The organism is Pseudomonas asuensis (assembly GCF_014646755.1).
Lineage (GTDB): Bacteria > Pseudomonadota > Gammaproteobacteria > Pseudomonadales > Pseudomonadaceae > Chryseomonas > Chryseomonas asuensis.
Map to the genome: position 1 here is coordinate 65,454 of NZ_BMNW01000013.1, position 24,537 is coordinate 89,990.

The window sequence follows — 24,537 nt, forward strand, 5'->3', positions numbered from 1 at the left end:
TTATTGACGAGCCAGACGCGCTACTGCTGGTAGATAGGCGGCGTGAGTGCTTCGGTAAGGATTGATATCAAGCCCTCCACGCCGCACATAACGAGCATAAACGGTCAACGAGCGGGACTCCAAAACGTTTTGAAGATCGAGAAAGATACGCTCAACACATTGCTCATGAAAATCAGCATGACGTCTGAACGAGACGATATAAGCCAATAAGGACGCCCTATCAATCGTTGATGTTCCTTCATAGTCCACTACAACGCTTCCCCAGTCTGGCTGTCCTGTAACCGGGCAATTGGAGCGCAGCAGATGACTATATAGTGATTCCTTCACATACTCACCAGGCAGAGCCTTCAACAAATCCGGCCTTGGTACATCGTAGTGTTGCACGTCGACATCCAGATCATCGATACAGGTACCTGGCGGAGTAACAAGCCCCTCTTCGGTAATCGCATCGACCGGCTTAACCAAAACCTCAACCTTATCTCCTGCTACCCGAGAGAGATCTTTTGTGAGCACCTCAGCAAGGGCCTCAGCGCTTTCAAAAGTCGTCTGATTGAGTGAATTCAAATAGAGCTTGAACGACTTGGACTCAATAATATTAGGCGAATCGGCAGGTATGGAGAATTCAGCAATGGCTACTACAGGTTTGCCCTTGGGGTTCAGCCAAGAGAGCTCATAACAGGTCCAGATATCTATACCGCGGTACGGTAACGTTTCTCGTGTAAGTCCCAGTTCAGCCCATTTAGGGCTACGTGAAATGGGATATAACAACGATGGCGTATAGGTATCTACGTATTCGCTAGTTTTACCCAGCGGAGAATGTTCGACAGTTTGCATAGAATTTCTCAAGGAGCTGAAGCGTTGTGCTGTATATAGCCTGCATAACGCTTCAATATATCAGTGGCGCATACCACGGCCAGTCGTCAACAGACGAATGCAGCAGGTATAGAGAACAACGGCAGCAATCAGCATAAGACTAATTGCAACACCAATTCGAATATCCGAAACACCTAATATTCCATAGCGAAACGCATTGACCATATGCAGGATGGGATTGGCCATTGACATGCCCTGCCAGAATGGTGGCAGCAAGTCGATCGAATAAAACACTCCTCCCAAATAGGTTAACGGCGTCAGGATAAACGTAGGAACTATGGAAATATCATCAAAATTACGTGCATAGACAGCGTTTATAAAACCGCCGAGAGAAAAAATAGCAGCAGTCAGAATGATCACTAGCAGTGTGATGCCTAAGTGATGCACCTGCACATGTGTAAAGAACAAAGAAAGAACTGTAACGATAGCCGCAACTGCCAATCCTCGTAGAATACCGCCACACGCATAGCCAATAAGAATCACATGGGGCGAAACAGGAGATACGAGCAGCTCCTCTACAGAGCGCTGAAACTTGCTACTGAAAAAACTAGAAACGACATTGCTATAGGAGTTGGTAATGACGGACATCATGATTAAGCCCGGCACAATATATTCCATATAGCTAAACCCGCCCATCCCTCCAATGCGGCTGCCGATCAGGTTGCCAAAAATGACAAAGTACAGCGCCATGGTTATGGCAGGAGGTAACAATGTTTGCGGCCAGATACGTGTAAAGCGCCGCACCTCCCGATAGACAATGGTTTGTAATGCAATAAGGTTGGCCTTCACTTCAGTCTTCATTTGGCCACCTTTGCCAAGTTCTTTTCTACCAATGACACGAATAACTCCTCAAGCCTGTTAGCCTTGTTTCGCATACTAACGACTTCAATGCCCTGAGCATTCAATTGAACAAACAGGCCGTTAATGCCAACGCTCTTATCGACTTGCACCTCAAGCGCATGACTACCCATAAGCTTGACCGGGTAGCCCTGAAGAGCAGGCGCAACCGAAAGTGACTGCTTTACATCAAGAACAAACGTCTCAACGTGTAGCTTCTGAAGGAGTTCACGCATACTGGTGTTTTCTACGATAGTGCCATGATCAATAATGGCAATATTCCGACACAGCTGTTCTGCCTCCTCCAAATAGTGCGTTGTTAGAATGATGCTGACGCCCTGCTGATTAAGGCCAGTCAAAAAGCTCCACATCGAACGTCGCAACTCAATATCAACACCCGCAGTAGGCTCATCAAGTATGAGTAATCGCGGCTTATGAATAAGCGCTCTGGCAATCATCAAACGCCGCTTCATACCTCCAGAGAGCATACGAGAAGGCGTATCTCGCTTATCCCAGAGCCCTAGTTGCGTCAGATACTCCTCGGCACGCTCCTTGGCTAACCTGGCCGGTATGCCGTAATAACCGGCTTGCGTAACTAGAATATCGAACGCTTTCTCAAACTGATTGAAATTGAATTCTTGCGGAACAACACCAAGGCAACGCTTCAGCCCTGCCGGATCACGATCCAAGTCATTTCCAAACACCGAAACCTGACCACTGCTTTTATTTACCAGCGTGGACAGGATTCCTATCGTTGTAGACTTTCCTGCGCCGTTAGGCCCGAGAAGCGCAAAGAAATCGCCTTCATTGACATCAAGGTCCAGCCCTTTGAGTGCCTGAAAGCCATTCCCGTAAGTTTTAGTGAGTTGCCGTATGGACAGAGCTGTGTTCATCTCGCTCACAAATTGTCAGAAAATTAGAGGGGCTAAATGAGGGTTCAACACCCCATTTACAACCTTTGACGAATGTAAGCTCGCATCATTCCAACCAGAGCAAGAAAAGACAGTGCTGCCATCCCCCTTTATACTGCCCCGCTGTATACGACTGGGACATACACATGGCCACCGACTATTTAGAACACAACTTAGCGCTTTTGGCGCATCTAAGGACCATATTGGGTGCCTTGGGCGAGTCAGAGCAGATCCCCGAGGACAACCACGGGCTGTTCCTTGACCGCTTTGATGAGCTTTTAGCCGAACTGCCTAAGCACCCCGAAGAGAATCATTACCTGGGACAAGACCTGATCAGTCAGGTTTTCCACCGCTACCCTCAAGTTGCTCATTTAGTACCTAGAGACTTGCTATGGTTTTTCGGTGGCGACTGTCTGCACTTCATGCCTGACGAAGAAATTGCTCGCTATCAGGCACTGGATGAGCGTCGCTTTGAGGCAGAGGCTGCTGGAAAGCCTTTTGACTGGAATCAAGAGAAGCAATTAATGTTTCTACCGGAAAACGGACAGACTCACTAACGCTGAGAGTGAGGGCCGTACAGGCCTTCACTGAAAGCAAAACAAAAAGCACAAACAAAAACACCGCCAAAAGGCGGTGTTTTTTAATTTGGAGCGGGAAACGAGACTCGAACTCGCGACCCCGACCTTGGCAAGGTCGTGCTCTACCAACTGAGCTATTCCCGCATATGGCGTCCCCTAGGGGACTCGAACCCCTGTTACCGCCGTGAAAGGGCGGTGTCCTAGGCCACTAGACGAAGGGGACAAACCCTTGAAACATGCAAAAGCACATTTCTATCAACACAAGCACCGCTTTAGCCGTGCCTTAAAACTTGGAGCGGGAAACGAGACTCGAACTCGCGACCCCGACCTTGGCAAGGTCGTGCTCTACCAACTGAGCTATTCCCGCATATGGCGTCCCCTAGGGGACTCGAACCCCTGTTACCGCCGTGAAAGGGCGGTGTCCTAGGCCACTAGACGAAGGGGACGCAGCCTTGGAGCTTTACAGTTCCTACCTCTTTCGCTTCGCGTTTAGCTTTGCGTCTGAAGTGGCGCGCATTCTAGGGAGACATTCGAAAACCGTCAACACCTATTTAAAATTTTTTTAAATCAATGACTTTGCAGCTAAAGAAGATGGCGACGCTGCCAATATAGTAGTACTTGTTTTATTGACTCGCAGGCCAGCAGGAGGCCTTGATGTCTGTATCTATAATTGCCATTTTGGTTGTAGTGGGAGCTGTGCTGTTGATTTTCATCAGCTTTCTCAACCAGAAGCTTGAGGCGCACCAGCTCGAGAAGACACGTTTGAAGGCGGAGCTGGTCAACCGTATCCGACGTTACGAACAGTTATCTGACACGTTACCAGGGCAATGGATGACCCCCGCCCTTAAGCTTTTGCTTTCAAAGCTTGAGCTGACGCTTCTTCAGCGCATGCCTACCAGGGAAAAAAACCCTGCATTGGCTGCCCGCATGAACCATTTAGAAGCTGAGCTGGCCAAGGGTGATCAGATAGAGATCACAAACGGCGCTCAAGTTATTGCGAATGAAGCCAAGGCAAAGCAGGTGCGCGCTCAGCTAGAGAATTTGCATGCGCAAATTACCTATGCCATCCAGAATGGACTGATCGAAGCTAAAGAGGCCGGTTATTGGGATGAAGAAATAAGAGCCCTAATGACACTGCTTCACTTTGAGTTCTTTGATCACCTGGGGCGCCAGTTTGTTGAGCAAGGACAATTGGCTCCTGCCAGGCAGGCATTCGAGAAAGCCGCTCAATATATCCGCAAGCAGCCTCACTCGGACAAGTTCAATGAACACCTTCAGTATCTTGATGAGCAGGTCAGCATCATCAAGGGAGAGATTGGCGCAGGACAGCCGGTTCGTGAACCTACACAGCTACTCCAGGGGCTAGAGGAGATGGAAAAGGAAGACGCTCCTATGAAGTCACTCTACGACTGATAACCAAAAAAGCGCAGCCTCTGAGGCTGCGCTTTGTTATCAACAATCACTTGCGGCCAGGAATATCTCAGCCAATCGCTCTATACCTCTCTGATCATCAGGGCTGAATCTGCCCAGACTGGGGCTATCCAGGTCAAGCACCCCAATCAACTGATCATTTTTTACCAGCGGAATAACCAGCTCGCTGTTGGACGCGCTGTCACATGCGATATGCCCAGCAAAGGCATGTACATCCTCAACCCGCTGCGTCTCACGTGTTTGTGCTGCCGCACCGCATACGCCACGACCAAAAGGAATACGGACGCAGGCGACCTTCCCCTGAAACGGGCCAAGTACAAGCTCTTCGTCTTTGCACAGATAGAAGCCAGCCCAGTTCAGGTCAGGCAACTCATGAAAAATGAAGGCAGAAAACTGTGAGGCATTGGCAATGAAATCTCTTTCTCCAGAGAGAAGTGCCTCCAACTGAGCCGCAAGCAACTCATAACCACCCAAGTCCTTTCCTACATCGCTTAAATCACGCATTTGCTACATCCAAAAGCTGTTTGCCAACCCAATGACGGGCGAATTGATAGGCGCAACGACCGTTCCGATTACCTCGGCCAAGCGCCCAGCGAATAGCTTCCTTTTCAGTCTCTTCATTCCACTGCCAGACAAGCTGCGCTCGCTCAGCAAGGACCGATACCCAGTGTCTGGTTACCTGGAGGAATTGATCCTGAGTAAAAGGATAGAAAGAAAGCCATAATCCAAATCGATCTGAAAGCGCGATTTTATCCTCTACCGCCTCGCTAGGATGAAGCTCACCATCAGCACTTCGCTCCCAGTCGGCATTATCGCTTTGCCGTTCGGATACCAGATGGCGACGATTCGAGGTCGCATAAAGAAGAACATTATCAGGCGCCTGCTCGAGAGAGCCGTCCAGGACACTTTTTAATACTCGATAGTCATCATTGCTGGCATCGAATGACAGATCATCGCAAAACAACACAAACCGCTGTGGCTGCTTACTGATTTGTGCGACCACCCTAGGCAGATCCGTTAGGTGATCACGCTCGATCTCAATCAGTCGCAACCCACGCTGTGCGTGCTCAGCCAGCAACGCCCTAACCAAAGATGACTTTCCTGTGCCACGAGCGCCCCATAGCAAAGCATGGTTGGCAGGCATACCGTCTACAAACTGTTGCGTGTTCTGTCCAAGCAGGGCTTGTTGTCTGTCCACGCCCTGTAAATCAGACAACCTCAGATCCAGGTTGACTTCGATAGGTTGCAGGTACCCTCCCTGCCCCTCTCGACGCCAGCGTGCTGCAACTGTCCTAGACCAATCAATGGGCTCACGCACTGCCGGCAACAAAGGCTCTAAACGAGCCAGCACAAGCTCTGCACGAGCCAAGAATGTATCAAGTCTAGATTCCACGGACCAATCCTTACGAGAAAACAGCGGACTACCTTGTGAAGGAGAAACCGCAAGATTCAATCTGGCACATGGGTCAGAGCGAAAGAAATTGCTCTATTTGCCCATGCAACGAAGCAGGCTTTTCCAGCGGAGCGAAGCGTTTGACTTGTGCGCCATCACCACTAACCAGAAATTTTGTGAAATTCCATTTTATACGCCGAGTACCCAGCACCCCCGGTGCGCTTCGCTTTAATGCATCGAATAAAGGATGCGCATTAACGCCATTCACCTCAATTTTTTGAGAGACGCTAAAGGAAACGCTAAATCGAGCCTTACAAAACTGCTCGATTTCATCGTTGCCTGCCGGCTCCTGATGACCAAACTGATCACATGGAAAAGCCAAAACCACCAGCCCTTTAGCCTTGTACCTCTGCCATAGCGTCTCAAGACCTTCATATTGAGGCGTAAAGCCGCAGCGACTGGCCGTATTCACCAATAGATACGCCTGAGCAGGAAAATCAGCCAGACGGCATGTTTTCCCACCCATTAGCGTAAACGGAACCTGAAGAAGGCTTTCGCTTCCTGACTGGACGTCTGCCTTACTCATCACGTGGTACAAGGTCTAGCGCAACGGAGTTTATGCAGTAGCGCAACCCAGTGGGTTGTGGACCATCTGGGAAAACATGGCCAAGATGCGCATCACAACACGAGCAAAGCACCTCTATGCGATGCATGCCGTGAGTGAAATCCTCCTCTTCTCGCAAGGCATCATTCGAGATCGGCTGGTAAAAACTCGGCCAGCCGCAGCCTGAGCTGTATTTGGTCTCCGAATCGAAAAGCGCTTGCCCACAACAGATACACTGGTATACCCCAGGCGTCTTGGTATCACAGTACTTACCTGTATACGGCGCTTCCGTCGCCTTTAGCCTGCACACCCGAAACTGGTCATTATCCAGCTGGTCACGCCAAACATCTTCGGATTTGATGACTTTATCCATAGGATGAACACCTCCGCCACGGAAAAGGCCCCATCTGTCTCTTTTGAAAACTCAGGGGCAGTCGTATGATTTGCCTTCAGTCTGTCACTCGTTGAGGGCGCTGCCAAGCCGATGGGCACGCCTGTCATCGCTACCAGACATCGACCCTGCACTTATATGCGGGTCGCTCTTCGCTACTACCAACCAGGATCCGTTACACATGCAGGTCAGCAAATCGAACAAGCTAGCCAACGTCTGCTATGACATTCGTGGGCCAGTGTTAAAGCATGCCAAGCGTCTGGAGGAGGAAGGCCACCGCATCCTCAAGCTCAATATTGGCAACCCCGCACCGTTCGGTTTCGAAGCACCTGAAGAGATTTTGCAGGATGTGATCCGCAACCTGCCTACCGCCCAGGGCTATAGCGACTCCAAGGGTCTGTTCAGCGCACGCAAGGCGGTTATGCAGTATTACCAGCAAAAACAGGTAGAGGGTGTCGGAATTGAAGACATCTACCTAGGTAACGGTGTATCCGAACTGATTGTCATGGCCATGCAGGCTTTGCTTAACAATGGTGACGAGGTGCTGATTCCAGCCCCGGACTATCCCCTCTGGACTGCCGCCGTCAGCCTGGCGGGTGGCAAACCTGTCCACTATCTGTGCGATGAGCAGTCAGACTGGTTCCCAGACCTATCAGACATGGCCAGCAAAATCACCTCTAACACCAAGGCCTTGGTACTGATCAATCCGAACAACCCTACAGGCGCTGTGTACTCCAAGGAGGTTCTGGAGGACATCGTAGAACTGGCTCGCAAGAACAATCTTGTCATCTTTTCAGACGAAATCTACGACAAGATCCTGTACGACGAAGCGGTACATATTTCGACAGCTTCGCTCGCACCTGATGTGCTGTGCCTGACATTCAATGGCCTATCGAAATCCTACCGTGTGGCGGGCTTTCGCTCGGGCTGGGTTGCCATCTCCGGTCCCAAGCATAAAGCTCAGAGTTATATCGAGGGATTGGATATTCTTGCCAATATGCGCCTGTGCGCAAACGTGCCCAGCCAGCACGCTATCCAGACGGCACTAGGTGGTTACCAGAGCATCAATGACCTCGTATTGCCAAACGGTCGCCTATTGGAACAGCGTAACCGTGCATGGGAGCTCCTGAACAACATTCCGGGCGTGAGCTGCGTGAAGCCAATGGGCGCGCTGTATGCCTTCCCCAAAATTGATCCAAAGGTGTGCCCGATCCATAACGACGAAAAGTTCGTCCTGGATCTCCTGCTTTCGGAGAAGCTGCTCATCGTTCAAGGCACTGCCTTCAACTGGCCCTGGCCTGACCATTTCCGAGTCGTTACCTTGCCTCGCGTGGATGATCTTGAGCAAGCTATTGGTCGGATTGGCAACTTCCTCAAACACTATCGGCAGTAACGCATGGACCTCCATATTGAAGACTTCTACAAGGATGCCGCGAAAGGCCTGCTAGCGCTTTATCAAAGCTTTCCACGCAAGGCCACGCTGTATGTTGAAGATCTGATTGGACGCGAAGAGCCTGACCAGTTCGGGCTGCCCAGCGTTAGACATCAAAGCTGCTTCAGTGCACTGCTTTGGCTCGCAGAGGAAGACTATCTGCGCTACACCACCAACCTGGGTTATGACGCGCTTGACCAAGCCATACTGACCGAAAAAGCGTTTCTACGTCTTTCAGCCAGTCATGCCCATTTACTGAAGGAGGCGGAAGCCCTGCCGCCTAGTGTAAGGCGTCAACGCTCTACCCTAGCCCAGCATTTACGGGACGCTCTGGCAGAAAGCGACAGCGAACGCGTAGTGCTATTGACCCGGCTTTTACTTAGGACTGCCAACAAAACGACATAGTTTGAAATAGTCGCTTGATTGAAACCCTAACAACCGAACCTTATATACGCCGCTAGGAAATAGTCTTCCGGTTGTTAGGAGAAGCTTTACACCATGATGCGAATTCTGCTGTTCCTTGGCACCAACTTGGCCGTACTGCTGATCGCCAGCATTACGCTTAAAGTGCTGGGAGTAGATCGTTTTACAGGCCAGAACTATGGAAGTCTTCTGGTTTTCTGTGCCGTCTTTGGTTTTGCCGGCTCGCTATTTTCGCTATTCATATCCAAGTGGATGGCCAAAATGAGCACCGGGACCGAGATCATCAGTCAACCCCGGACCCGTCATGAGCAATGGCTACTGCAAACGGTTGAAGATCTATCCCGCGAGGCAGGTATTCGGATGCCTGAGGTTGGTATCTTTCCTGCCTATGAGGCGAATGCCTTTGCAACCGGCTGGAACAAGAATGATGCGCTGGTTGCGGTTAGCCAAGGCTTGTTAGAGCGATTCTCACCTGAAGAGGTGCGCGCTGTTCTGGCACATGAGATTGGTCACGTAGCCAACGGTGACATGGTGACGCTAAGTCTGATTCAAGGCGTCGTGAATACCTTTGTCATGTTCTTTGCCCGCATATTTGGCAACTTCATTGACAAGGCCGTATTCAAGACTGAAGAAGGACACGGACCTGCTTACTACATCACCAGCATCGTGGCTGAGCTCGTGTTGGGTATTTTGGCAACCATCATTGTTATGTGGTTCTCACGGTTCCGTGAGTTCCGTGCTGACGAAGCAGGTGCACGCCTGGCGGGTACAAATGCGATGATCTCTGCGTTACAGCGTTTGCGTGCTGAGCAGAACATCCAGGGTCAGATGCCAGACACCCTGACTGCCTTTGGGATTAAGAGCGGTAAGAGCCACGGTTTTGCCGGCCTTTTCATGAGCCACCCTCCCTTGGAGGAGCGCATAGAGGCACTGCAGCGCCAACAGCGCTAAATCAAATAAAAAGCCCCGACTAGTCGGGGTTTTTTATTGCACAGGAGTTAAAAGACTTTATTCGTTTAAAAACCAATTTATTAAAGCTAATGAATTTAGCCTTAGTTTCAAGAAGGAACTACGCTACTTGATACGGCAATTGCTCAGAAGATAGACCAATAAACAGCATGACTTTCGCCGCAAGGATCTGTGTTGTTATTCAAACAAACCCGGCAATGCGAAAGGACTGTCTAGCTGGTATACTCCGTGGCGATTTTTGGGCCTTAGAAGCCCGGGATCAATCCGGGACGGGTCCGGTCGGACCTGCCTCAGTGTCTGCAGGCTTGAAACCCGGCGCGTCGTTAACGGCAAACCTTTCTGGCCTGCTCAAGTGCCCGGAATTGTTCTCAAATCTCGCGTTTTCATCTGCGTCTACCGGTGCCTTGTCGGTGAACTAGCTGGTTCGGTGCCCTTCCAAATAGGCGCAATCGCTATGATACAGAGAGGTTAACGTAACAAATGTCTACAACGTCGAAGATCATTTATACGCTTACAGACGAAGCACCTGCCCTTGCAACCTACTCCCTGCTTCCCATCGTCAAAGCGTTTACCGAATCATCAGGCATTGCCGTTGAAACCCGCGACATCTCTCTAGCCGGCCGCATCATCGCAACTTTTCCTGAATATTTAAGCGAAGACCAAAAGATTTCCGACCACTTGGCTGAGCTCGGCCAACTGGCTACTACTCCCGAAGCCAATATCGTCAAGCTGCCTAACATCAGCGCCTCAGTTCCTCAGCTAAAAGCAGCAATCAAGGAACTTCAGGAGCAAGGCTACAAGCTGCCGAATTATCCAGATGAGCCGAAGGACGACACAGAAAAAGATGTCAAATCCCGCTACGACAAGATCAAGGGTAGCGCCGTAAACCCGGTTCTGCGTGAGGGTAACTCTGACCGCCGCGCTCCACTCTCTGTCAAGAATTACGCCAAAAAGCACCCTCATAAAATGGGTGCCTGGAGTGCAGACTCCAAGACCAGAGTCGCCCACATGAGTGAGGGTGATTTCTACGGTAGCGAAAAATCCGCACTGATCGAAGCATCCGGTGCCGTGAAGATCGAGCTGACCACCAAAGATGGCAGCACCCAGGTACTTAAGGAAAAAACAGCTGTCACAGCAGGCGAACTGATCGACGCCTCCGTCATGAGCAAAAAGGCACTGGCTAGCTTTATCGAAGCCGCTATTGCCGATGCAAAAAACAGTAACGTCCTCCTGTCTCTGCACCTCAAAGCAACCATGATGAAGGTCTCTGACCCAATCATGTTTGGTCACGTGGTTTCGGTGTTCTATGCCGATGCGCTCAATAAGCATGCCGATACGCTGAACCAGCTCGGTGTTGATCTGAACAACGGCCTTGGCGATCTGTACGCCAAGATTAAGACGCTGCCTGAAGACAAGCAGGCTGAAATCGAAGCGGACATTAAAGCCGTTTACGAACAGCGTCCTCAGTTAGCTATGGTGAACTCCGATAAGGGCATCACCAACCTGCACGTTCCGAGTGACGTGATTGTCGATGCCTCGATGCCAGCCATGATCCGTGAGTCGGGTAAGATGTGGGGCGCTGACGGCAAGCTATACGATACCTTGGCCATGATTCCTGACCGCTGCTACGCGGGTGTTTATCAAGCCGTTATCGAAGACTGCAAGCAAAACGGTGCTTTCGACCCAGCGACCATGGGCAGCGTACCTAACGTAGGCCTCATGGCTCAGAAAGCTGAGGAATACGGCTCTCACGATAAGACGTTCAAGATTCCAGCTGACGGTGTAGTTCGCGTCACCGACACTGACGGCAAAGTTCTCCTTGAGCATTACGTTGAAGCTGGCGATATCTGGCGCATGTGCCAGACCAAAGACGCACCGATCCGTGACTGGGTAAAACTGGCCGTGAACCGTGCCCGTGCCAGCGATACTCCAGCAGTCTTCTGGCTGGATCCTGCTCGTGCGCATGATGCCCAGCTGATCAAGAAGGTACAAACCTACCTGAAGGATCATGACACTGACGGCCTGGATATTCAGATCCTGTCCCCGGTTGAAGCCACTCGCCTGTCCCTTGAACGCATCCGCGTAGGCAAGGACACAATCTCCGTCACGGGTAACGTGTTGCGTGATTATCTGACAGACTTGTTCCCGATCATGGAATTGGGCACTAGCGCCAAGATGCTATCCATCGTTCCGCTCATGAATGGCGGTGGCTTATTCGAGACAGGCGCTGGCGGCTCCGCACCCAAGCACGTACAGCAGTTTGTGCAGGAAAACCACCTGCGTTGGGATTCGTTAGGCGAGTTCCTGGCTCTGTCTGAATCGCTGGATCACTTCGGCAACGTCACCAATAACGCTAAGGCCCGCTTGTTCGCCAAAACACTGGATCAGGCAAACGGCAAGTTCCTTGACAGCAACAAGTCGCCCTCGCGCAAAGTAGGTGAGCTAGATAACCGCGGCAGCCACTTCTATCTTGCTCTTTATTGGGCTCAGGCCCTGGCTGAGCAAACCGAGGATAGCGAGCTTCAGGCAAAGTTCTCTAAACTGGCCAAGCAGCTGAGTGATAACGAAGCCAAAATTGTGGCTGAGTTGAACGAAGTACAAGGCAAGCCTGTAGATATCGGTGGCTACTACCATCCAAACGCAGAGCTTGCCAGCAAAGCAATGCGTCCAAGCGCGACGCTTAACGAAACGCTGGCCGCCTTGTCCTGATATGACACGTTAGCGCCTCAGAAAACCCCGGCCCAAGGCCGGGGTTTTGCTTTCAGACTTTTCGTTTACGCTGCGCGTTGCAGTACAATTGAGCATAGGCCTTCTTATGAAATGGGAACCTCACATCACTGTTGCAACGGTCATCGAAGATCAGGGACGCTTTCTTTTTACTGAGGAGCTGATCGACGGACAGCCACGCTTTAACCAGCCCGCTGGACACCTTGAGGCCAGGGAAAGCCTTCTAGATGCCGCACTTAGAGAAACGCTCGAAGAAACCGGTTGGGAAGTTGAGCTCACTGGCATTACAGGCATTTATCTGTACACCGCCCCCAGCAATGGTGTTACCTATCAGCGCGTCTGCTTTTCAGCACGCCCGCTTCGTCATTTGCCGGATCATCCGCTGGATGAGGGTATCATTGGCCCAAAATGGATGACTCGGGAGGAGCTTGTCGCAAACAAGGCCCAGTGGCGCAGTGAATTGGTCCTGCGTTGCATTGATGATTACTTGAGCACCGGCAGCTTCCCTCTGGAAGTGATCCGTCTCTAGGTCGCCGTGCCCTCCTCTACCCTGTTAAACTGTGCTTTTTCCTGAATACTTCTGCATATGCATACGCCCTCTTCAACACGCGTCATCGTCGGCATGTCAGGTGGAGTGGACTCCTCTGTTTCAGCGCTGCTCCTGAAAGAGCAGGGATACCAGGTCGAAGGCCTCTTCATGAAAAACTGGGAAGAGGATGACGGTACGGAATACTGCACCGCCAAAGAGGATTTGGCGGATGCCCAAGCCGTATGCGACCGCATTGGTATCAAGCTGCACACTGCCAACTTCGCAGCCGAATACTGGGATAACGTTTTCGAGCATTTCCTGGAGGAGTACAAGGCAGGACGGACACCTAATCCGGATATCCTGTGCAACCGGGAGATCAAGTTCAAGGCGTTTCTTGATTACGCCCTGATGCTGGGAGGCGACCTTATCGCAACAGGTCATTATGTTCGCCGTCGAGACGAAAATGATCAGACCCAGTTACTCAAAGGTCTGGACCCCAACAAGGACCAGAGCTATTTCCTTCACGCAGTAGGTGGCGAACAACTGGCGCGGACACTTTTCCCCGTCGGGGAACTGGAGAAGCCTGAAGTTCGAGCAATCGCTGAAAAATACGACCTAGCTACAGCGCGAAAAAAGGATTCGACAGGCATTTGCTTTATCGGCGAGCGTCGTTTTGCTGATTTTCTCAAGCAATACCTGCCTGCTCAGCCGGGCAATATCGAAACCACTGAAGGCAAGATAATCGGCAAGCATCACGGCTTGATGTATCACACCATCGGCCAGCGACAAGGGCTGGGCATTGGTGGCATGAAGGACTCAGGGGACGATCCATGGTATGTCTTGGCCAAAGACCTGAAGCGTAACGTTTTAGTGGTTGGCCAAGGCAATGAGCATCCTTGGTTGTACGCACAGGCATTGACTGTCAATACGATTTACTGGGTCAACCCGGTCGACTTGACAGCCCCTCTTAATCTGAAGGCCAAGGTGCGTTATCGCCAACAGGATCAGGCTTGCCGCCTCGAGAGAACAGCCACTGGTTATCGTGCCGTGTTTGAAGTGCCACAACGCGCCGTCACGCCTGGCCAATCCGTCGTTTTCTATGATGGCGAGATTTGTTTAGGTGGTGGCGTCATCGAAGACGCTGAGCCTGCATATAGGGAGAGTCCGGCAGCATGACGTCGATACACGAGCAACTGGTAGCATTAGGCGCTGTTTTCGAAGCAGCCTTCCTGGTCGACCGCCTGGCCAAGACTGGACAGGTCAGCGAGGCGCCACTTGCCTGCATGCTAGGTAGCCTGCTGGTTACAAATCCGCAAACCACGCTCGAAGTATATGGTGGAGATAGCATCGACTTACGTGATGGCATGAGGGCACTGTCCAGTGCTCTGGAACGCAATCCCTCAAGCCTGCAACGTGAACCGCTCAAGTACGCACTATCAATGATTGCCCTAGAGCGACGCCTGGACCGACGCGAAGACATGTTGAGCCTGATAGGCAAGCGCCTTGACCAGGCGCAGCAGCAGGTTCAGCATTTTGGTCTGACGCACGAGAATGTAATTGCCAGCTTTGGCAGCATTTACGAAGACACGCTAAGCACGTTTCGCCAACGCATCCAGGTACATGGAGAGCTGCGTTACCTACAGATACCAGCCAATGCCGCCAAGGTCAGGGCACTCCTGCTGGCAGGAATTCGCTCTGCCCGCCTCTGGCGCCAACTAGGCGGGCACCGGTGGCAGATGGTCTTTAGCCGGCGCAAGATGCTTGATGAACTTTATCCTCTATTAAACAGCTGATTAACCTTCCTGCCCGGCAATCAGCTAACCATGGCGCTTTGGTGTATGCTATTGCGCCTTTTTCCTCTCATTGACTGTCGAGAATGCCCATGCAGCTTTCCTCGCTTACCGCGGTTTCGCCTATCGACGGCCGCTATGCCAGCAAGACCCAAGCCCTGCGCCCGATTTTCAGCGAATACGGTTTGATCCGTTTCCGCGCGATGGTTGAAGTTCGCTGGCTCCAGCGCCTGGCCTCGCATGATGCCATCCCTGAAGTAGCGCCCTTCTCCAAAGAAGCCAATGAGATTCTGGAAAAGCTGGTGACCAGTTTTAACCTGGAGCAGGCTGAGCGGGTAAAGGAAATTGAGCGTACGACCAATCACGACGTCAAGGCCATTGAGTACCTCTTGAAAGAACAGGCTGCTACGCTGCCTGAGCTTGAGGCTGTCAGCGAGTTCATCCACTTCGCCTGCACATCGGAAGATATCAATAATCTTTCCCATGCCCTGATGCTGCGCGAAGGCCGTGATACCGTTCTACTGCCCTTGATGCGCAATATCTCAAGTGCCATCCGAGACCTAGCCCATCGTTTTGCCGATGTCCCCATGCTGTCACGGACTCACGGACAGCCAGCCTCTCCTACCACGTTGGGCAAAGAGCTGGCCAATGTGGTTTACCGCTTGGAGCGCCAGATCAAGCAGGTCTCTACAATTGAGTTGCTTGGCAAGATCAACGGCGCAGTGGGCAACTACAATGCCCACCTGTCTGCCTACTCGCAAATCGATTGGGAAGCAAATGCTCAAGCGTTCGTTGAGGAGGACCTGGGCCTGACCTGGAATCCCTACACTACGCAAATCGAACCGCATGATTATATTGCAGAGCTATTCGACGCCATCGCTCGCTTCAATACCATTCTGATCGATTTCGACCGAGACATCTGGGGCTATATCTCGCTAGGTTACTTCAAGCAAAAAACGGTAGCAGGGGAAATTGGCTCCTCGACCATGCCACACAAGGTCAATCCGATCGACTTCGAAAACTCCGAAGGGAATCTGGGCATTGCCAATGCGCTTCTGCAGCACCTTGCTACCAAGCTACCTATTTCTCGCTGGCAGCGTGACCTGACCGACTCGACTGTACTTCGCAACCTGGGTGTCGGCTTTGCCCACAGCATTATTGCCTATGAAGCTACACTCAAGGGGATCAGCAAACTGGAGCTGAATGCACAGCGTATTGCTGAAGACTTGAACAATTGCTGGGAAGTCCTGGCCGAGCCGGTGCAGACCGTTATGCGTCGTTACGGAGTAGCCAATCCGTATGAAAAGCTCAAGGAACTGACCCGCGGTAAAGGGATTAGCGCCGAAGCGCTGCAAACTTTTATCGAAGGGCTGGATATTCCCGCACAAGCCAAGACAGAACTCAAAGCGCTGACACCTGCCAACTATATTGGCAATGCCATCGAACAAGCCAAGCGCATTTAAAGCCGAGCCTATTTTTTATGCCCGGCTGCGCCGGGCTTTTTTATTTCAGAGACAAATATGAACGCAGACACTCCTTTACAATTATTGGGCGGCCTGACGGCTCGAGAATTCCTGCGCGACTATTGGCAGCAAAAACCGCTGCTGATCCGACAAGCCATACCGGATTTCGAGACACCCTTATCTCCCGACGAGTTGGCAGGGCTTGCTCTTGAAGAGGAAGTTGAGTCTCGTATCATCGCATCTGACGAGCAAGGCTCATGGCAGTTGCGCAGAGGCCCTTTCAAGGAGGAAGACTTTGCCACGCTGCCCGAGCGTGAGTGGACACTACTCGTTCAAGCAGTCGATCAGTTCGTACCAGAAGTAGCTGAGTTGATGGAGTCATTCAGGTTTCTGCCGAGCTGGCGTATTGATGACGTCATGATCAGTTACGCAACACCCGGTGGTGGCGTAGGTCCCCATTATGACAACTATGACGTTTTTCTTCTCCAGGGCCATGGCCGACGCCGTTGGAAGGTGGGTCAACGCTGCACCAGTGAAAGCCCCCTGCAGAACAACCCCGATATCAAGATCCTGGCGGAGTTTGAACAGACCGATGAATGGGTACTGGAGCCAGGCGATATGCTTTATTTGCCACCGCAATTTGCACATGATGGCATTGCCGAAGATGAGTGCATGACTTACTCCATCGGCTTCCGCGCGCCCAGCACCTCCGAAGTACTCACCCACTTCACCGATTTCCTGACTCAGTTCATTCCAGAAGAAGAACGCTACAGTGACGCAGGCAGCGAGCCTGTACAGGCAGATCCTGGTCAAATCACGCAGGACGCCGTAGATCGCCTGAAGCTGCTTATACAAGAGCATATCAACGATGACCGCATGTTAATGGCTTGGTTTGGCCAGTTTATGACCGAGCCTCGTTATCCTGAGCTGGTTACGGGTGAGTCTCTTGAAGAGAGCGACCTGGCACAAGCGCTGGACGATGGCGCATGTCTTGTACGCAACCCCAGCGCACGATTGGCATGGTCCAAGATGGGTGAAGATGTAATGATTTTCGCGAGCGGTCAAAGCCGGCTACTTCCCGGCTACCTGCAGCCATTGCTTACACTGATATGCTCAGCCGATGCATTGCACCAGGAGAACCTGGGCAAATGGCTAGATGACGAAGCCGGTCAAGAACTGGTACGTGAACTCATTGAACAAGGCAGCCTGGTATTTGCCGATGAGTGATATCTCTATCCGCGTGGCCGACTGGAAGCATGATAACAAGGCCTTGAGACAGATACGGGAAACCGTATTTGTCCAGGAACAAGCTGTACCGCCAGAGATGGAGTGGGATTTGGAAGATGAGCATGCCATTCACTTTCTGGCCATGGAAGGCCTTTATCCAGTAGGCACTGCTCGGCTACTGGACGACGGCCGTATAGGGCGCGTTGCCGTTTTGCGGGATTGGCGTGGCCTCAAAGTCGGTTCGGCCATCATGCAAGCGGTTATATACGAGGCAGAGCGACGTGGGTTACACAGCCAGGTATTAAGCGCGCAAATTCAGGCGATTCCGTTTTATGAGCGCTTGGGATTTAGTGTTGCCAGTGATGAATACCTGGAGGCCGGCATTGCCCATGTTGACATGACAAGACACTCCACGCTGGACCTCACCGAGTCCGTACAAACCAATAATAGGCACGAAGTGCGCTTCGACAGTAGTGATGCTGCCGCTCAACACATTGTCGAATTGCTTTCACAGGCACGGCGCACCATCTGCATCTACACACCAGATTTCGAGCCACCTCTCTACAACCGCACCGATGTAGAGCACGCCATTACACGCTTTTTGCTTGCACATCCACGTAATCGGTTACGTGTTTTGATCAAGGATTCAGGCCAAGCCGTACGCCAAAGTCACCGGCTTATTAATCTGGCACGGCGGCTAACCAGCAATTTTTTAATCCGCAAGCGCTCTCCAGACTACCCGGCAGACGACACGGCTTATGTACTGGTAGATGATCAAGGCCTTCTTATTCGCAACAACCCACAGCTATACGCTGGCATAGCGTATTACAACGCCAGGGCTACCGTTCGCCTGCAGCAAAACAGATTCGATAGCACCTGGCAAACCAGCCAATCAGACCCCAACGTGAGAAGTATGCTGTTATGAAGCTCTATCGCGCGTACCCGGCCTTATTGTTACTGCTTTCCTTGATCTTTGCTTCTGCGTTACAGGCAGCCCCTCGTACTGAAGTGATTCCACTCAGCTACAGAACTGCTGATGAGCTTTTGCCTGTTGTGCAGTCCACACTCGGGTCTGAGGGCAAGGTAAGCGCCTATGGCAATCAACTCATCGTCAATGCCGAATCCAACAAGATTACTGAAATAAAGAGCCTACTCTCTCAACTGGATACACAGCCGCACCGCCTCCTGATTACGGTCGATACACGCGATGCGGATGAAGGGGACGAGCAAGGTTATTCGGTTAACGGAAGACTTGGCAGCCACCCTGACACTCAGGTCAGGATCATTAGCAACAGCACAGGGACCCAGCAGGACGGCACACAGCAGGTACAAGCTACTGAGGGATCACCGGCTCTGGTTAAAATCGGTCAAAGCGTGCCGATTTCCACAACCGAAATCGACCCCTACGGCCGCCCTTATACCCGCACCGAATACAGAGATCTCAACCGGGGCTTTTACGTTACAGCCAGTCTTACCGGTAATCTTGTCCATCTTACGATAGATGGGGGCAATAACAGCCTGGACAGGAATCAGCCTAATACCATCAATACCCAATCTACCAGCACACGCGTTAGTGGTCGCCTGGGTGAATGGATTACGCTAAGTGGCTTTTCACAAAATGCCGCCAGATCCGAAGATGGAATACTTTATGAATATTCGACTAGAGGCAGCCAGGATACCCAGCTGAGAGTCAAGGTAGATCTTCTCGACTGACTGAATACTATCTTCACATAAGACCTCAATGATCGAGGTGCGCTTATTTAGCCTCCTGGTCTTATAACGTCATCGTTATTGCTCTTTAAAGCCGGATGATATCAATAAGACATCATCCGGCTTTTTCTTATATAAAACATTTAACCTGCATTTGGTTAATTATAAAACACTCTACTTCTAGCAATTGAGTGTGAGCCTGCTACGCTAATAACAGCACTAATCTATAACAATAAAACCAACCAAATTAGTCAATTATTGAAGCACCTGAATAACAGCCTCTAGTTGAGAATTAATCTTAATAAACAAGGATTTACTCAACTTCTCTTGAACATGATTGACGGAAATCATTTAAACAAATCTTTTTTCGTCAAAAATTTTACACACGCGTTATTCAGGCATAGAATTCCACCGCCGCTTGCGACGTCATGTCGCAGGATGAGGCAGGATTTTCACTAGCAAAAACGATAAGGACCATGAGCATGCCTGATACGACCGGTCTTCTAGCTCACAATTGGAGCTTTGCGATCTTCCTTTTGGGTGTAGTCGGTCTTATAGGATTCATGCTCGGCGTTTCTAGCCTGCTAGGCAGCCGTGCTGTTGGCCGTAGTAAAAACGATCCCTTTGAATCGGGTATCGTTCCTACCGGTGGAGCGCGGCTGCGCCTCTCCGCTAAATTCTATCTGGTCGCGATGCTATTCGTGATCTTTGACGTCGAAGCGCTCTTTCTCTTCGCATGGTCCGTCTCCGTCCGTGAAACAGGATGGGCTGGATTCATCGAAGCTACAGTTTTCATAGCAATTCTGTTGGCGGGTCTTGTTTACCTATGGCGAATCGGGGCACTCGATTGGGCTCCTGAAGGTCGTCGTAAGCGACAGGCGAAGCTAAAACAATGAGGCTTTGGCGATGCAATACAAACTTACCAGGATCGATCCCGATGCGGTCGTAGAACGCTATCCGGCCGGAACACGGGAAACTGTGTCCGATCCGACCGAAGGGCAGGTTCATAGAAATATTTTTATGGGCAAGCTCGATGACGTCCTGCATAACACCGTCAACTGGGGGCGCAAAAATTCCCTTTGGCCTTACAACTTCGGCCTTTCGTGCTGCTACGTGGAAATGACCACAGCCTTTACAGCACCGCACGATGTTGCTCGTTTTGGTGCCGAAGTTATTCGAGCCTCACCGCGCCAAGCAGACTTCATGGTTGTGGCAGGTACGTGCTTCATCAAAATGGCCCCAGTCATTCAACGTCTGTATGAGCAGATGCTTGAGCCAAAGTGGGTCATCTCTATGGGTGCCTGTGCAAATTCCGGTGGCATGTACGACGTTTATTCGGTGGTTCAGGGCGTAGACAAGTTCTTGCCTGTAGACGTTTACATACCGGGCTGCCCTCCTCGTCCCGAGGCTTTCCTCCAGGGCTTGATGCTCTTGCAGGACTCGATTGCTGAAGAGCGTCGCCCGCTTTCATGGGTAGTCGGCGAGCAGGGCATTTATCGTGCCGAGATGCCAGCCCAAAGAGAGCAGCGGCGCGAACAGCGTATTCAGGTAACCAACCTGCGCAGCCCCGACGAAGTGTGAGCCTCGGCTCACACGCGACGTTGACCGATAGCGACGGATAATCATGACTGCAGACACTGTTCTGTCCGCACCCCTGCACGCTGCCCAAGATGAAGGCGTGGTGGGTGAACTCAAGGCACGTTTCAGCGCCGATGCGTTGACTGTTCAAACCACTCGTACTGGCATGCCCGTAGTGTGGGTGCCCCGTGAAAAGCTTAAAGAAGTACTAACTTACCTGCGCAATCTGCCGCGTCCCTACGTGATGCTGTACGACTTGCATGGTATGGATGAGCGGCTGCGCACTCAGCGTCGCGGCCTGCCACCTGCCGACTTCACTGTGTTCTATCAGTTGATGTCCATCGAGCGTAATAGCGATGTGATGATCAAGGTCGCCCTGTCGATGAACGACCTGACATTACCTACCGTGACGGACATCTGGCCCAATGCCAACTGGTACGAGCGTGAAGTCTGGGACATGTTTGGTATTCGGTTTGACGGCCATCCTCTTCTCAAGCGGATGCTGATGCCTGATACCTGGCAAGGTCACCCGCTGCGCAAGGATTATCCTGCGCGTGCAACGGAATTTGACCCCTATGCCCTGAACGCGGCCAAGCAGGATCTAGAGCAGGAAACCCTGCGATTCAAGCCTGAAGAATGGGGCATGAAGCAGCAGAACGAGACGTCTGACTTCATGTTCCTGAACCTGGGCCCGAACCACCCCTCTGCCCACGGTGCCTTCCGGATCATCCTCCAGCTCGATGGTGAAGAAATCGTCGACTGCGTACCCGAGATCGGCTATCACCACCGTGCAGCCGAGAAAACTGGCGAACGTCAATCCTGGCACAGCTACATTCCTTATACCGACCGGGTTGATTACCTGGGCGGTGTCATGAACAACCTGCCGTATGTGCTGGCTGTCGAGAAGCTTGCTGGAATTACTGTACCTGCACGGGTTGAAGTCATTCGTATCATGATGTGCGAATATTTCCGCATCATGAGCCATTTGCTGTTCCTGGGTACCTATATCCAGGACGTAGGTGCCATGACGCCAGTGTTCTTCGCCTTTACGGATCGTCAGCGCGCTTACAAGGTAGTAGAAGCGATTACCGGCTTCCGTATGCACCCGGCGTGGTTCCGTATTGGTGGCGTTGCCCATGATCTGCCTCGTGGATGGGACAAGCTGGTCAAAGAGTTTATTGATTGGCTGCCCAAGCGCCTTGATGAATATGAAAAGGCGGCGATTCGAAACAGCATCCTGAAAGGCCGTACGATTGGTGTAGCCCACTACAATACCGAAGAGGCATTGCGCTGGGGCGTTACCGGTCCAAACCTGCGAGCCACTGGGTTGGATTTCGACATGCGCAAGGCGCGACCTTACTCTGGCTATCAGAACTTCGAATTCGAAGTGCCCATCGCTCACAACGGAGATGCGTATGATCGCTGCCTGGTCCGTATCGAAGAAATGCGTCAGAGCCTTCGCATCATCGACCAGTGCCTGAAGAACATGCCTGAAGGCCCGTTCAAGGCGGATCATCCGCTGACGACGCCTCCGCCAAAAGAGCGCACGTTGCAACACATCGAAACCCTGATCACTCACTTCCTGCAGGTTTCCTGGGGTCCGGTCATGCCGGCTAATGAGTCCATGCAGATAATCGAGGCGACCAAGGGGTTGAACAGTTATTACCTGACGAGCGATGGCAGCACGATGAGCTACCGAACTCGCATTCGTACGCCCAGCTTCCCGCACTTGCAGCAGATCCCCTCGGTGATTCGCGGCAGCATGGTGGCGGACCTGATCGCCTACCTGGGCAGTATCGATTTCGTCATGGCCGATGTGGACCGCTGATCATGAGTACACTAATTCAAACCGACCGTTTCGAGCTGAGTGAAACCGAACGCTCCGCCATCGAACATGAAATACATCACTACGAGGACGCGCGTGCGGCCTCTATCGAAGCACTGAAGATCGTTCAAAAAGAACGTGGCTGGGTCCCGGATGGCGCCATTTATGCCATCGGTGAAATTCTTGGGATTCCTGCAAGCGACGTGGAAGGTGTTGCTACTTTCTATAGTCAGATTTTCCGTCAACCCGTTGGCCGCCACATCATTCGTGTCTGCGACAGCATGGTCTGCTATATCGGCGGCCATGAATCGGTATTGGGGCAGATCCAGGAGCAACTCGGCATCGGTCTGGGTCAGACGACAGCTGATGGTCGCTTCACCCTGTTACCAACCTGCTGCCTCGGTAACTGTGATAAAGCTCCTGCCCTGATGATCGATGAAGACACTTACGGCAATATCCAACCGTCTGGTGTCGCCAAACTGCTGGAGGGTTATGTATGACGCTTACCTCCGTGGGTCCCGCGAATAAAATCGCTCGCACACCCGAAACCCATCCTCTTACCTGGCGGTTGCGTGATGATGCGGCCCCAGTCTGGCTTGAGGAATACACCTCCAAGGATGGCTATGCCGCTGCACGCAAGGCACTGGCGGAAATGGCTGCACCGGATATTGTTCAAACCGTCAAGGATTCTGGCCTTAAAGGTCGTGGCGGCGCTGGCTTCCCTACCGGTGTCAAATGGGGCCTGATGCCTGCCGATGAGAGCCTGAACATTCGTTACCTGCTCTGCAATGCTGACGAAATGGAGCCTAATACCTGGAAGGACCGTCTGCTCATGGAGCAGCTGCCACACCTCCTGGTAGAAGGCATGATCATCAGCGCCCGTGCGCTGAAAGCCTATCGCGGCTATATCTTTCTTCGCGGCGAATACGTAGATGCCGCCCGTAATCTGAATCGCGCAATCGATGAAGCCAAAGCCGCTGGCTACCTTGGCAAAAATATATTTGGTAGCGGTTTTGACTTTGAGCTGTTCGTGCATACCGGTGCGGGCCGCTACATTTGCGGTGAAGAAACTGCACTGATCAATTCACTGGAAGGCCGCCGCGCCAATCCACGCTCGAAGCCGCCTTTCCCTGCCGCCGTTGGCGTCTGGGGTAAGCCGACGTGCGTGAATAATGTCGAAACCTTGTGCAACGTGCCAGCCATCGTAGCCAATGGCGTCGATTGGTACAAATCATTGGCGCGCGAAGGCAGTGAAGACATGGGCACCAAGCTCATGGGCTTCTCAGGCAAGGTTAAGAATCCTGGGGTATGGGAATTGCCATTTGGCATACCTGCTCAAGAACTATTCGAAGACTACGCCGGCGGTATGCGTGAGGGTTATACCTTGAAGGCCTGGCAGCCAGGCGGCGCAGGCACAGGCTTTTTGCTGCCAGAGCATCTTTCGGCCCCCATGTTTGCAGGCGGCATCGCCAAAGTCGGTACCCGTATGGGTACAGGCCTTGCCATGGCAGTGGACAATACCGTCAACATGGTTTCGCTCCTGCGCAACCTGGAAGAGTTCTTTGCTCGTGAGTCCTGCGGCTGGTGTACGCCCTGCCGTGACGGTCTGCCATGGAGCGTCAAGCTCCTGCGCGCACTGGAAAAAGGCGACGGTCAGAGCGGCGATATCGAGACGCTGCTGCAACTGTGTACCTTCCTTGGCCCGGGCAAGACGTTCTGTGCCCACGCCCCTGGTGCGGTCGAGCCACTGGCCAGCGCAATCAAGTATTTCCGCAGCGAATTTGAGGCGGGCGTGAAGAAGGCTCCCAGCGAGCCCCAGCCTTCCGTTGTAGAAACAGTCATTTGA

Annotated in this window: 24 protein-coding genes, 4 tRNA genes and 2 pseudogenes; 19 read left to right on the forward strand and 11 right to left on the reverse strand. The window is 51.9% G+C overall.

Features of this window, described 5'->3' with window-relative positions; translation table 11 throughout:
- From queF to IEX86_RS21450, 3 genes are read right to left on the reverse strand one after another with little or no spacing between them, the layout of a single operon-like run.
- Entirely contained in the window at positions 1-834 is an 834-nt protein-coding gene (queF, locus tag IEX86_RS21440; RefSeq protein WP_188868185.1) for an NADPH-dependent 7-cyano-7-deazaguanine reductase QueF, read from the reverse strand.
- A 60-nt stretch (positions 835-894) separates the two neighbouring features.
- On the reverse strand, positions 895-1,674 hold the full coding sequence (locus IEX86_RS21445) for an ABC transporter permease (protein WP_188868186.1): 780 nt from the start codon (positions 1,672-1,674) through the stop codon (positions 895-897).
- Complete coding sequence (locus IEX86_RS21450) at positions 1,671-2,603, reverse strand: ABC transporter ATP-binding protein (RefSeq protein WP_188868187.1); 933 nt, start codon at positions 2,601-2,603, stop codon at positions 1,671-1,673. Before IEX86_RS21450 ends, IEX86_RS21445 begins: the two co-directional genes overlap by 4 nt.
- Positions 2,604-2,767: 164 nt before the next feature.
- On the opposite strand from IEX86_RS21450, the gene IEX86_RS21455 reads away from it, so the two are divergent.
- Positions 2,768-3,178 carry a PA2817 family protein gene (locus tag IEX86_RS21455; protein ID WP_188868188.1) on the forward strand — a complete coding sequence of 137 codons (411 nt, stop codon included), beginning with the start codon at positions 2,768-2,770 and terminating at the stop codon, positions 3,176-3,178.
- A gap of 89 nt (positions 3,179-3,267) precedes the next feature.
- Here IEX86_RS21455 and IEX86_RS21460 read toward each other — a convergent pair.
- The 4 genes from IEX86_RS21460 to IEX86_RS21475 form a co-directional block, all read right to left on the reverse strand.
- Positions 3,268-3,343 (reverse strand) — tRNA-Gly (locus IEX86_RS21460).
- Positions 3,344-3,346: 3 nt separating this feature from the next.
- Positions 3,347-3,422: transfer RNA gene (locus tag IEX86_RS21465), tRNA-Glu, on the reverse strand.
- Between the two features lie 68 nt (positions 3,423-3,490).
- Positions 3,491-3,566 (reverse strand) — tRNA-Gly (locus IEX86_RS21470).
- Between the two features lie 3 nt (positions 3,567-3,569).
- Positions 3,570-3,645 (reverse strand) — tRNA-Glu (locus IEX86_RS21475).
- 208 nt (positions 3,646-3,853) lie between these two features.
- Between IEX86_RS21475 and IEX86_RS21480 the strand changes: the two genes are divergently transcribed.
- A complete protein-coding gene (locus tag IEX86_RS21480; RefSeq protein WP_188868189.1) occupies positions 3,854-4,612 on the forward strand; it encodes a hypothetical protein in 759 nt (252 codons plus the stop codon).
- A gap of 39 nt (positions 4,613-4,651) precedes the next feature.
- Here the strand turns inward: IEX86_RS21480 and msrC are convergent, their stop codons facing one another.
- The 4 genes from msrC to msrB all read right to left on the reverse strand — a co-directional run bounded on the left by msrC (position 4,652) and on the right by msrB (position 7,000).
- Positions 4,652-5,134 (reverse strand): free L-methionine (R)-S-oxide reductase MsrC, encoded by a 483-nt coding sequence (msrC, locus tag IEX86_RS21485; RefSeq protein WP_188868190.1) that lies wholly within the window; start codon positions 5,132-5,134, stop codon positions 4,652-4,654.
- Positions 5,127-6,023, reverse strand: coding sequence for an ATP-binding protein (locus tag IEX86_RS21490; protein WP_188868191.1), 897 nt, complete (start codon positions 6,021-6,023; stop codon positions 5,127-5,129). The genes msrC and IEX86_RS21490 overlap by 8 nt, the downstream gene beginning before the upstream one ends.
- A 73-nt stretch (positions 6,024-6,096) precedes the next feature.
- The gene (locus tag IEX86_RS21495; protein ID WP_188868192.1) at positions 6,097-6,609 is read right to left on the reverse strand and encodes a glutathione peroxidase; all 513 of its coding nucleotides are present in this window, start codon (positions 6,607-6,609) and stop codon (positions 6,097-6,099) included.
- A complete protein-coding gene (gene msrB / locus IEX86_RS21500) occupies positions 6,602-7,000 on the reverse strand; it encodes a peptide-methionine (R)-S-oxide reductase MsrB (RefSeq protein ID WP_188868193.1) in 399 nt (132 codons plus the stop codon). The genes IEX86_RS21495 and msrB overlap by 8 nt, the downstream gene beginning before the upstream one ends.
- Before the next feature lie 199 nt (positions 7,001-7,199).
- Between msrB and IEX86_RS21505 the strand changes: the two genes are divergently transcribed.
- The 17 genes and pseudogenes from IEX86_RS21505 (at position 7,200) to nuoF (ending at position 24,537) form a co-directional block, all read left to right on the forward strand.
- Positions 7,200-8,411 carry a pyridoxal phosphate-dependent aminotransferase gene (locus IEX86_RS21505; RefSeq protein WP_188868194.1) on the forward strand — a complete coding sequence of 404 codons (1,212 nt, stop codon included), beginning with the start codon at positions 7,200-7,202 and terminating at the stop codon, positions 8,409-8,411.
- A gap of 3 nt (positions 8,412-8,414) precedes the next feature.
- Positions 8,415-8,855, forward strand: coding sequence for a hypothetical protein (locus IEX86_RS21510; protein ID WP_188868195.1), 441 nt, complete (start codon positions 8,415-8,417; stop codon positions 8,853-8,855).
- Positions 8,856-8,948: 93 nt separating this feature from the next.
- A complete protein-coding gene (htpX, locus tag IEX86_RS21515; RefSeq protein ID WP_188868196.1) occupies positions 8,949-9,824 on the forward strand; it encodes a protease HtpX in 876 nt (291 codons plus the stop codon).
- Positions 9,825-10,322: 498 nt separating this feature from the next.
- On the forward strand, positions 10,323-12,551 hold the full coding sequence (locus tag IEX86_RS21520; protein WP_188868197.1) for an NADP-dependent isocitrate dehydrogenase: 2,229 nt from the start codon (positions 10,323-10,325) through the stop codon (positions 12,549-12,551).
- A 106-nt stretch (positions 12,552-12,657) separates the two neighbouring features.
- A complete protein-coding gene (locus IEX86_RS21525) occupies positions 12,658-13,098 on the forward strand; it encodes an NUDIX hydrolase (protein ID WP_188868198.1) in 441 nt (146 codons plus the stop codon).
- 57 nt (positions 13,099-13,155) lie between these two features.
- Positions 13,156-14,274 carry a tRNA 2-thiouridine(34) synthase MnmA gene (gene mnmA / locus IEX86_RS21530; protein WP_188868199.1) on the forward strand — a complete coding sequence of 373 codons (1,119 nt, stop codon included), beginning with the start codon at positions 13,156-13,158 and terminating at the stop codon, positions 14,272-14,274.
- Positions 14,271-14,891 carry a high frequency lysogenization protein HflD gene (hflD, locus tag IEX86_RS21535; protein WP_188868200.1) on the forward strand — a complete coding sequence of 207 codons (621 nt, stop codon included), beginning with the start codon at positions 14,271-14,273 and terminating at the stop codon, positions 14,889-14,891. The genes mnmA and hflD overlap by 4 nt, the downstream gene beginning before the upstream one ends.
- A gap of 89 nt (positions 14,892-14,980) precedes the next feature.
- The gene (gene purB / locus IEX86_RS21540; protein WP_188868201.1) at positions 14,981-16,351 is read left to right on the forward strand and encodes an adenylosuccinate lyase; all 1,371 of its coding nucleotides are present in this window, start codon (positions 14,981-14,983) and stop codon (positions 16,349-16,351) included.
- A 57-nt stretch (positions 16,352-16,408) separates the two neighbouring features.
- Positions 16,409-17,578 (forward strand): ribosomal protein uL16 3-hydroxylase, encoded by a 1,170-nt coding sequence (locus tag IEX86_RS21545; protein WP_188868202.1) that lies wholly within the window; start codon positions 16,409-16,411, stop codon positions 17,576-17,578.
- A pseudogene (locus tag IEX86_RS25150) lies at positions 17,571-17,990 on the forward strand (GNAT family N-acetyltransferase); the annotation flags it as partial. The gene IEX86_RS21545 and the pseudogene IEX86_RS25150, both read left to right, overlap by 8 nt.
- Positions 17,991-18,062: 72 nt before the next feature.
- A pseudogene (locus IEX86_RS25940) lies at positions 18,063-18,503 on the forward strand (DUF7931 domain-containing protein); the annotation flags it as partial.
- Positions 18,500-19,291, forward strand: a complete 792-nt coding sequence (locus IEX86_RS21555) for a secretin N-terminal domain-containing protein (protein WP_188868204.1) — start codon at positions 18,500-18,502, stop codon at positions 19,289-19,291. The pseudogene IEX86_RS25940 and the gene IEX86_RS21555, both read left to right, overlap by 4 nt.
- A 479-nt stretch (positions 19,292-19,770) precedes the next feature.
- Positions 19,771-20,184: an NADH-quinone oxidoreductase subunit A gene (locus IEX86_RS21560; RefSeq protein WP_188868205.1), complete on the forward strand. Its 414-nt coding sequence runs from the start codon at positions 19,771-19,773 to the stop codon at positions 20,182-20,184.
- Between the two features lie 10 nt (positions 20,185-20,194).
- Positions 20,195-20,869: a NuoB/complex I 20 kDa subunit family protein gene (locus IEX86_RS21565; RefSeq protein WP_188868206.1), complete on the forward strand. Its 675-nt coding sequence runs from the start codon at positions 20,195-20,197 to the stop codon at positions 20,867-20,869.
- A 43-nt stretch (positions 20,870-20,912) separates the two neighbouring features.
- Entirely contained in the window at positions 20,913-22,694 is a 1,782-nt protein-coding gene (gene nuoC / locus IEX86_RS21570) for an NADH-quinone oxidoreductase subunit C/D (RefSeq protein ID WP_188868207.1), read from the forward strand.
- Complete coding sequence (gene nuoE / locus IEX86_RS21575) at positions 22,691-23,191, forward strand: NADH-quinone oxidoreductase subunit NuoE (protein WP_188868223.1); 501 nt, start codon at positions 22,691-22,693, stop codon at positions 23,189-23,191. Before nuoC ends, nuoE begins: the two co-directional genes overlap by 4 nt.
- The gene (gene nuoF / locus IEX86_RS21580; RefSeq protein WP_188868208.1) at positions 23,188-24,537 is read left to right on the forward strand and encodes an NADH-quinone oxidoreductase subunit NuoF; all 1,350 of its coding nucleotides are present in this window, start codon (positions 23,188-23,190) and stop codon (positions 24,535-24,537) included. Before nuoE ends, nuoF begins: the two co-directional genes overlap by 4 nt.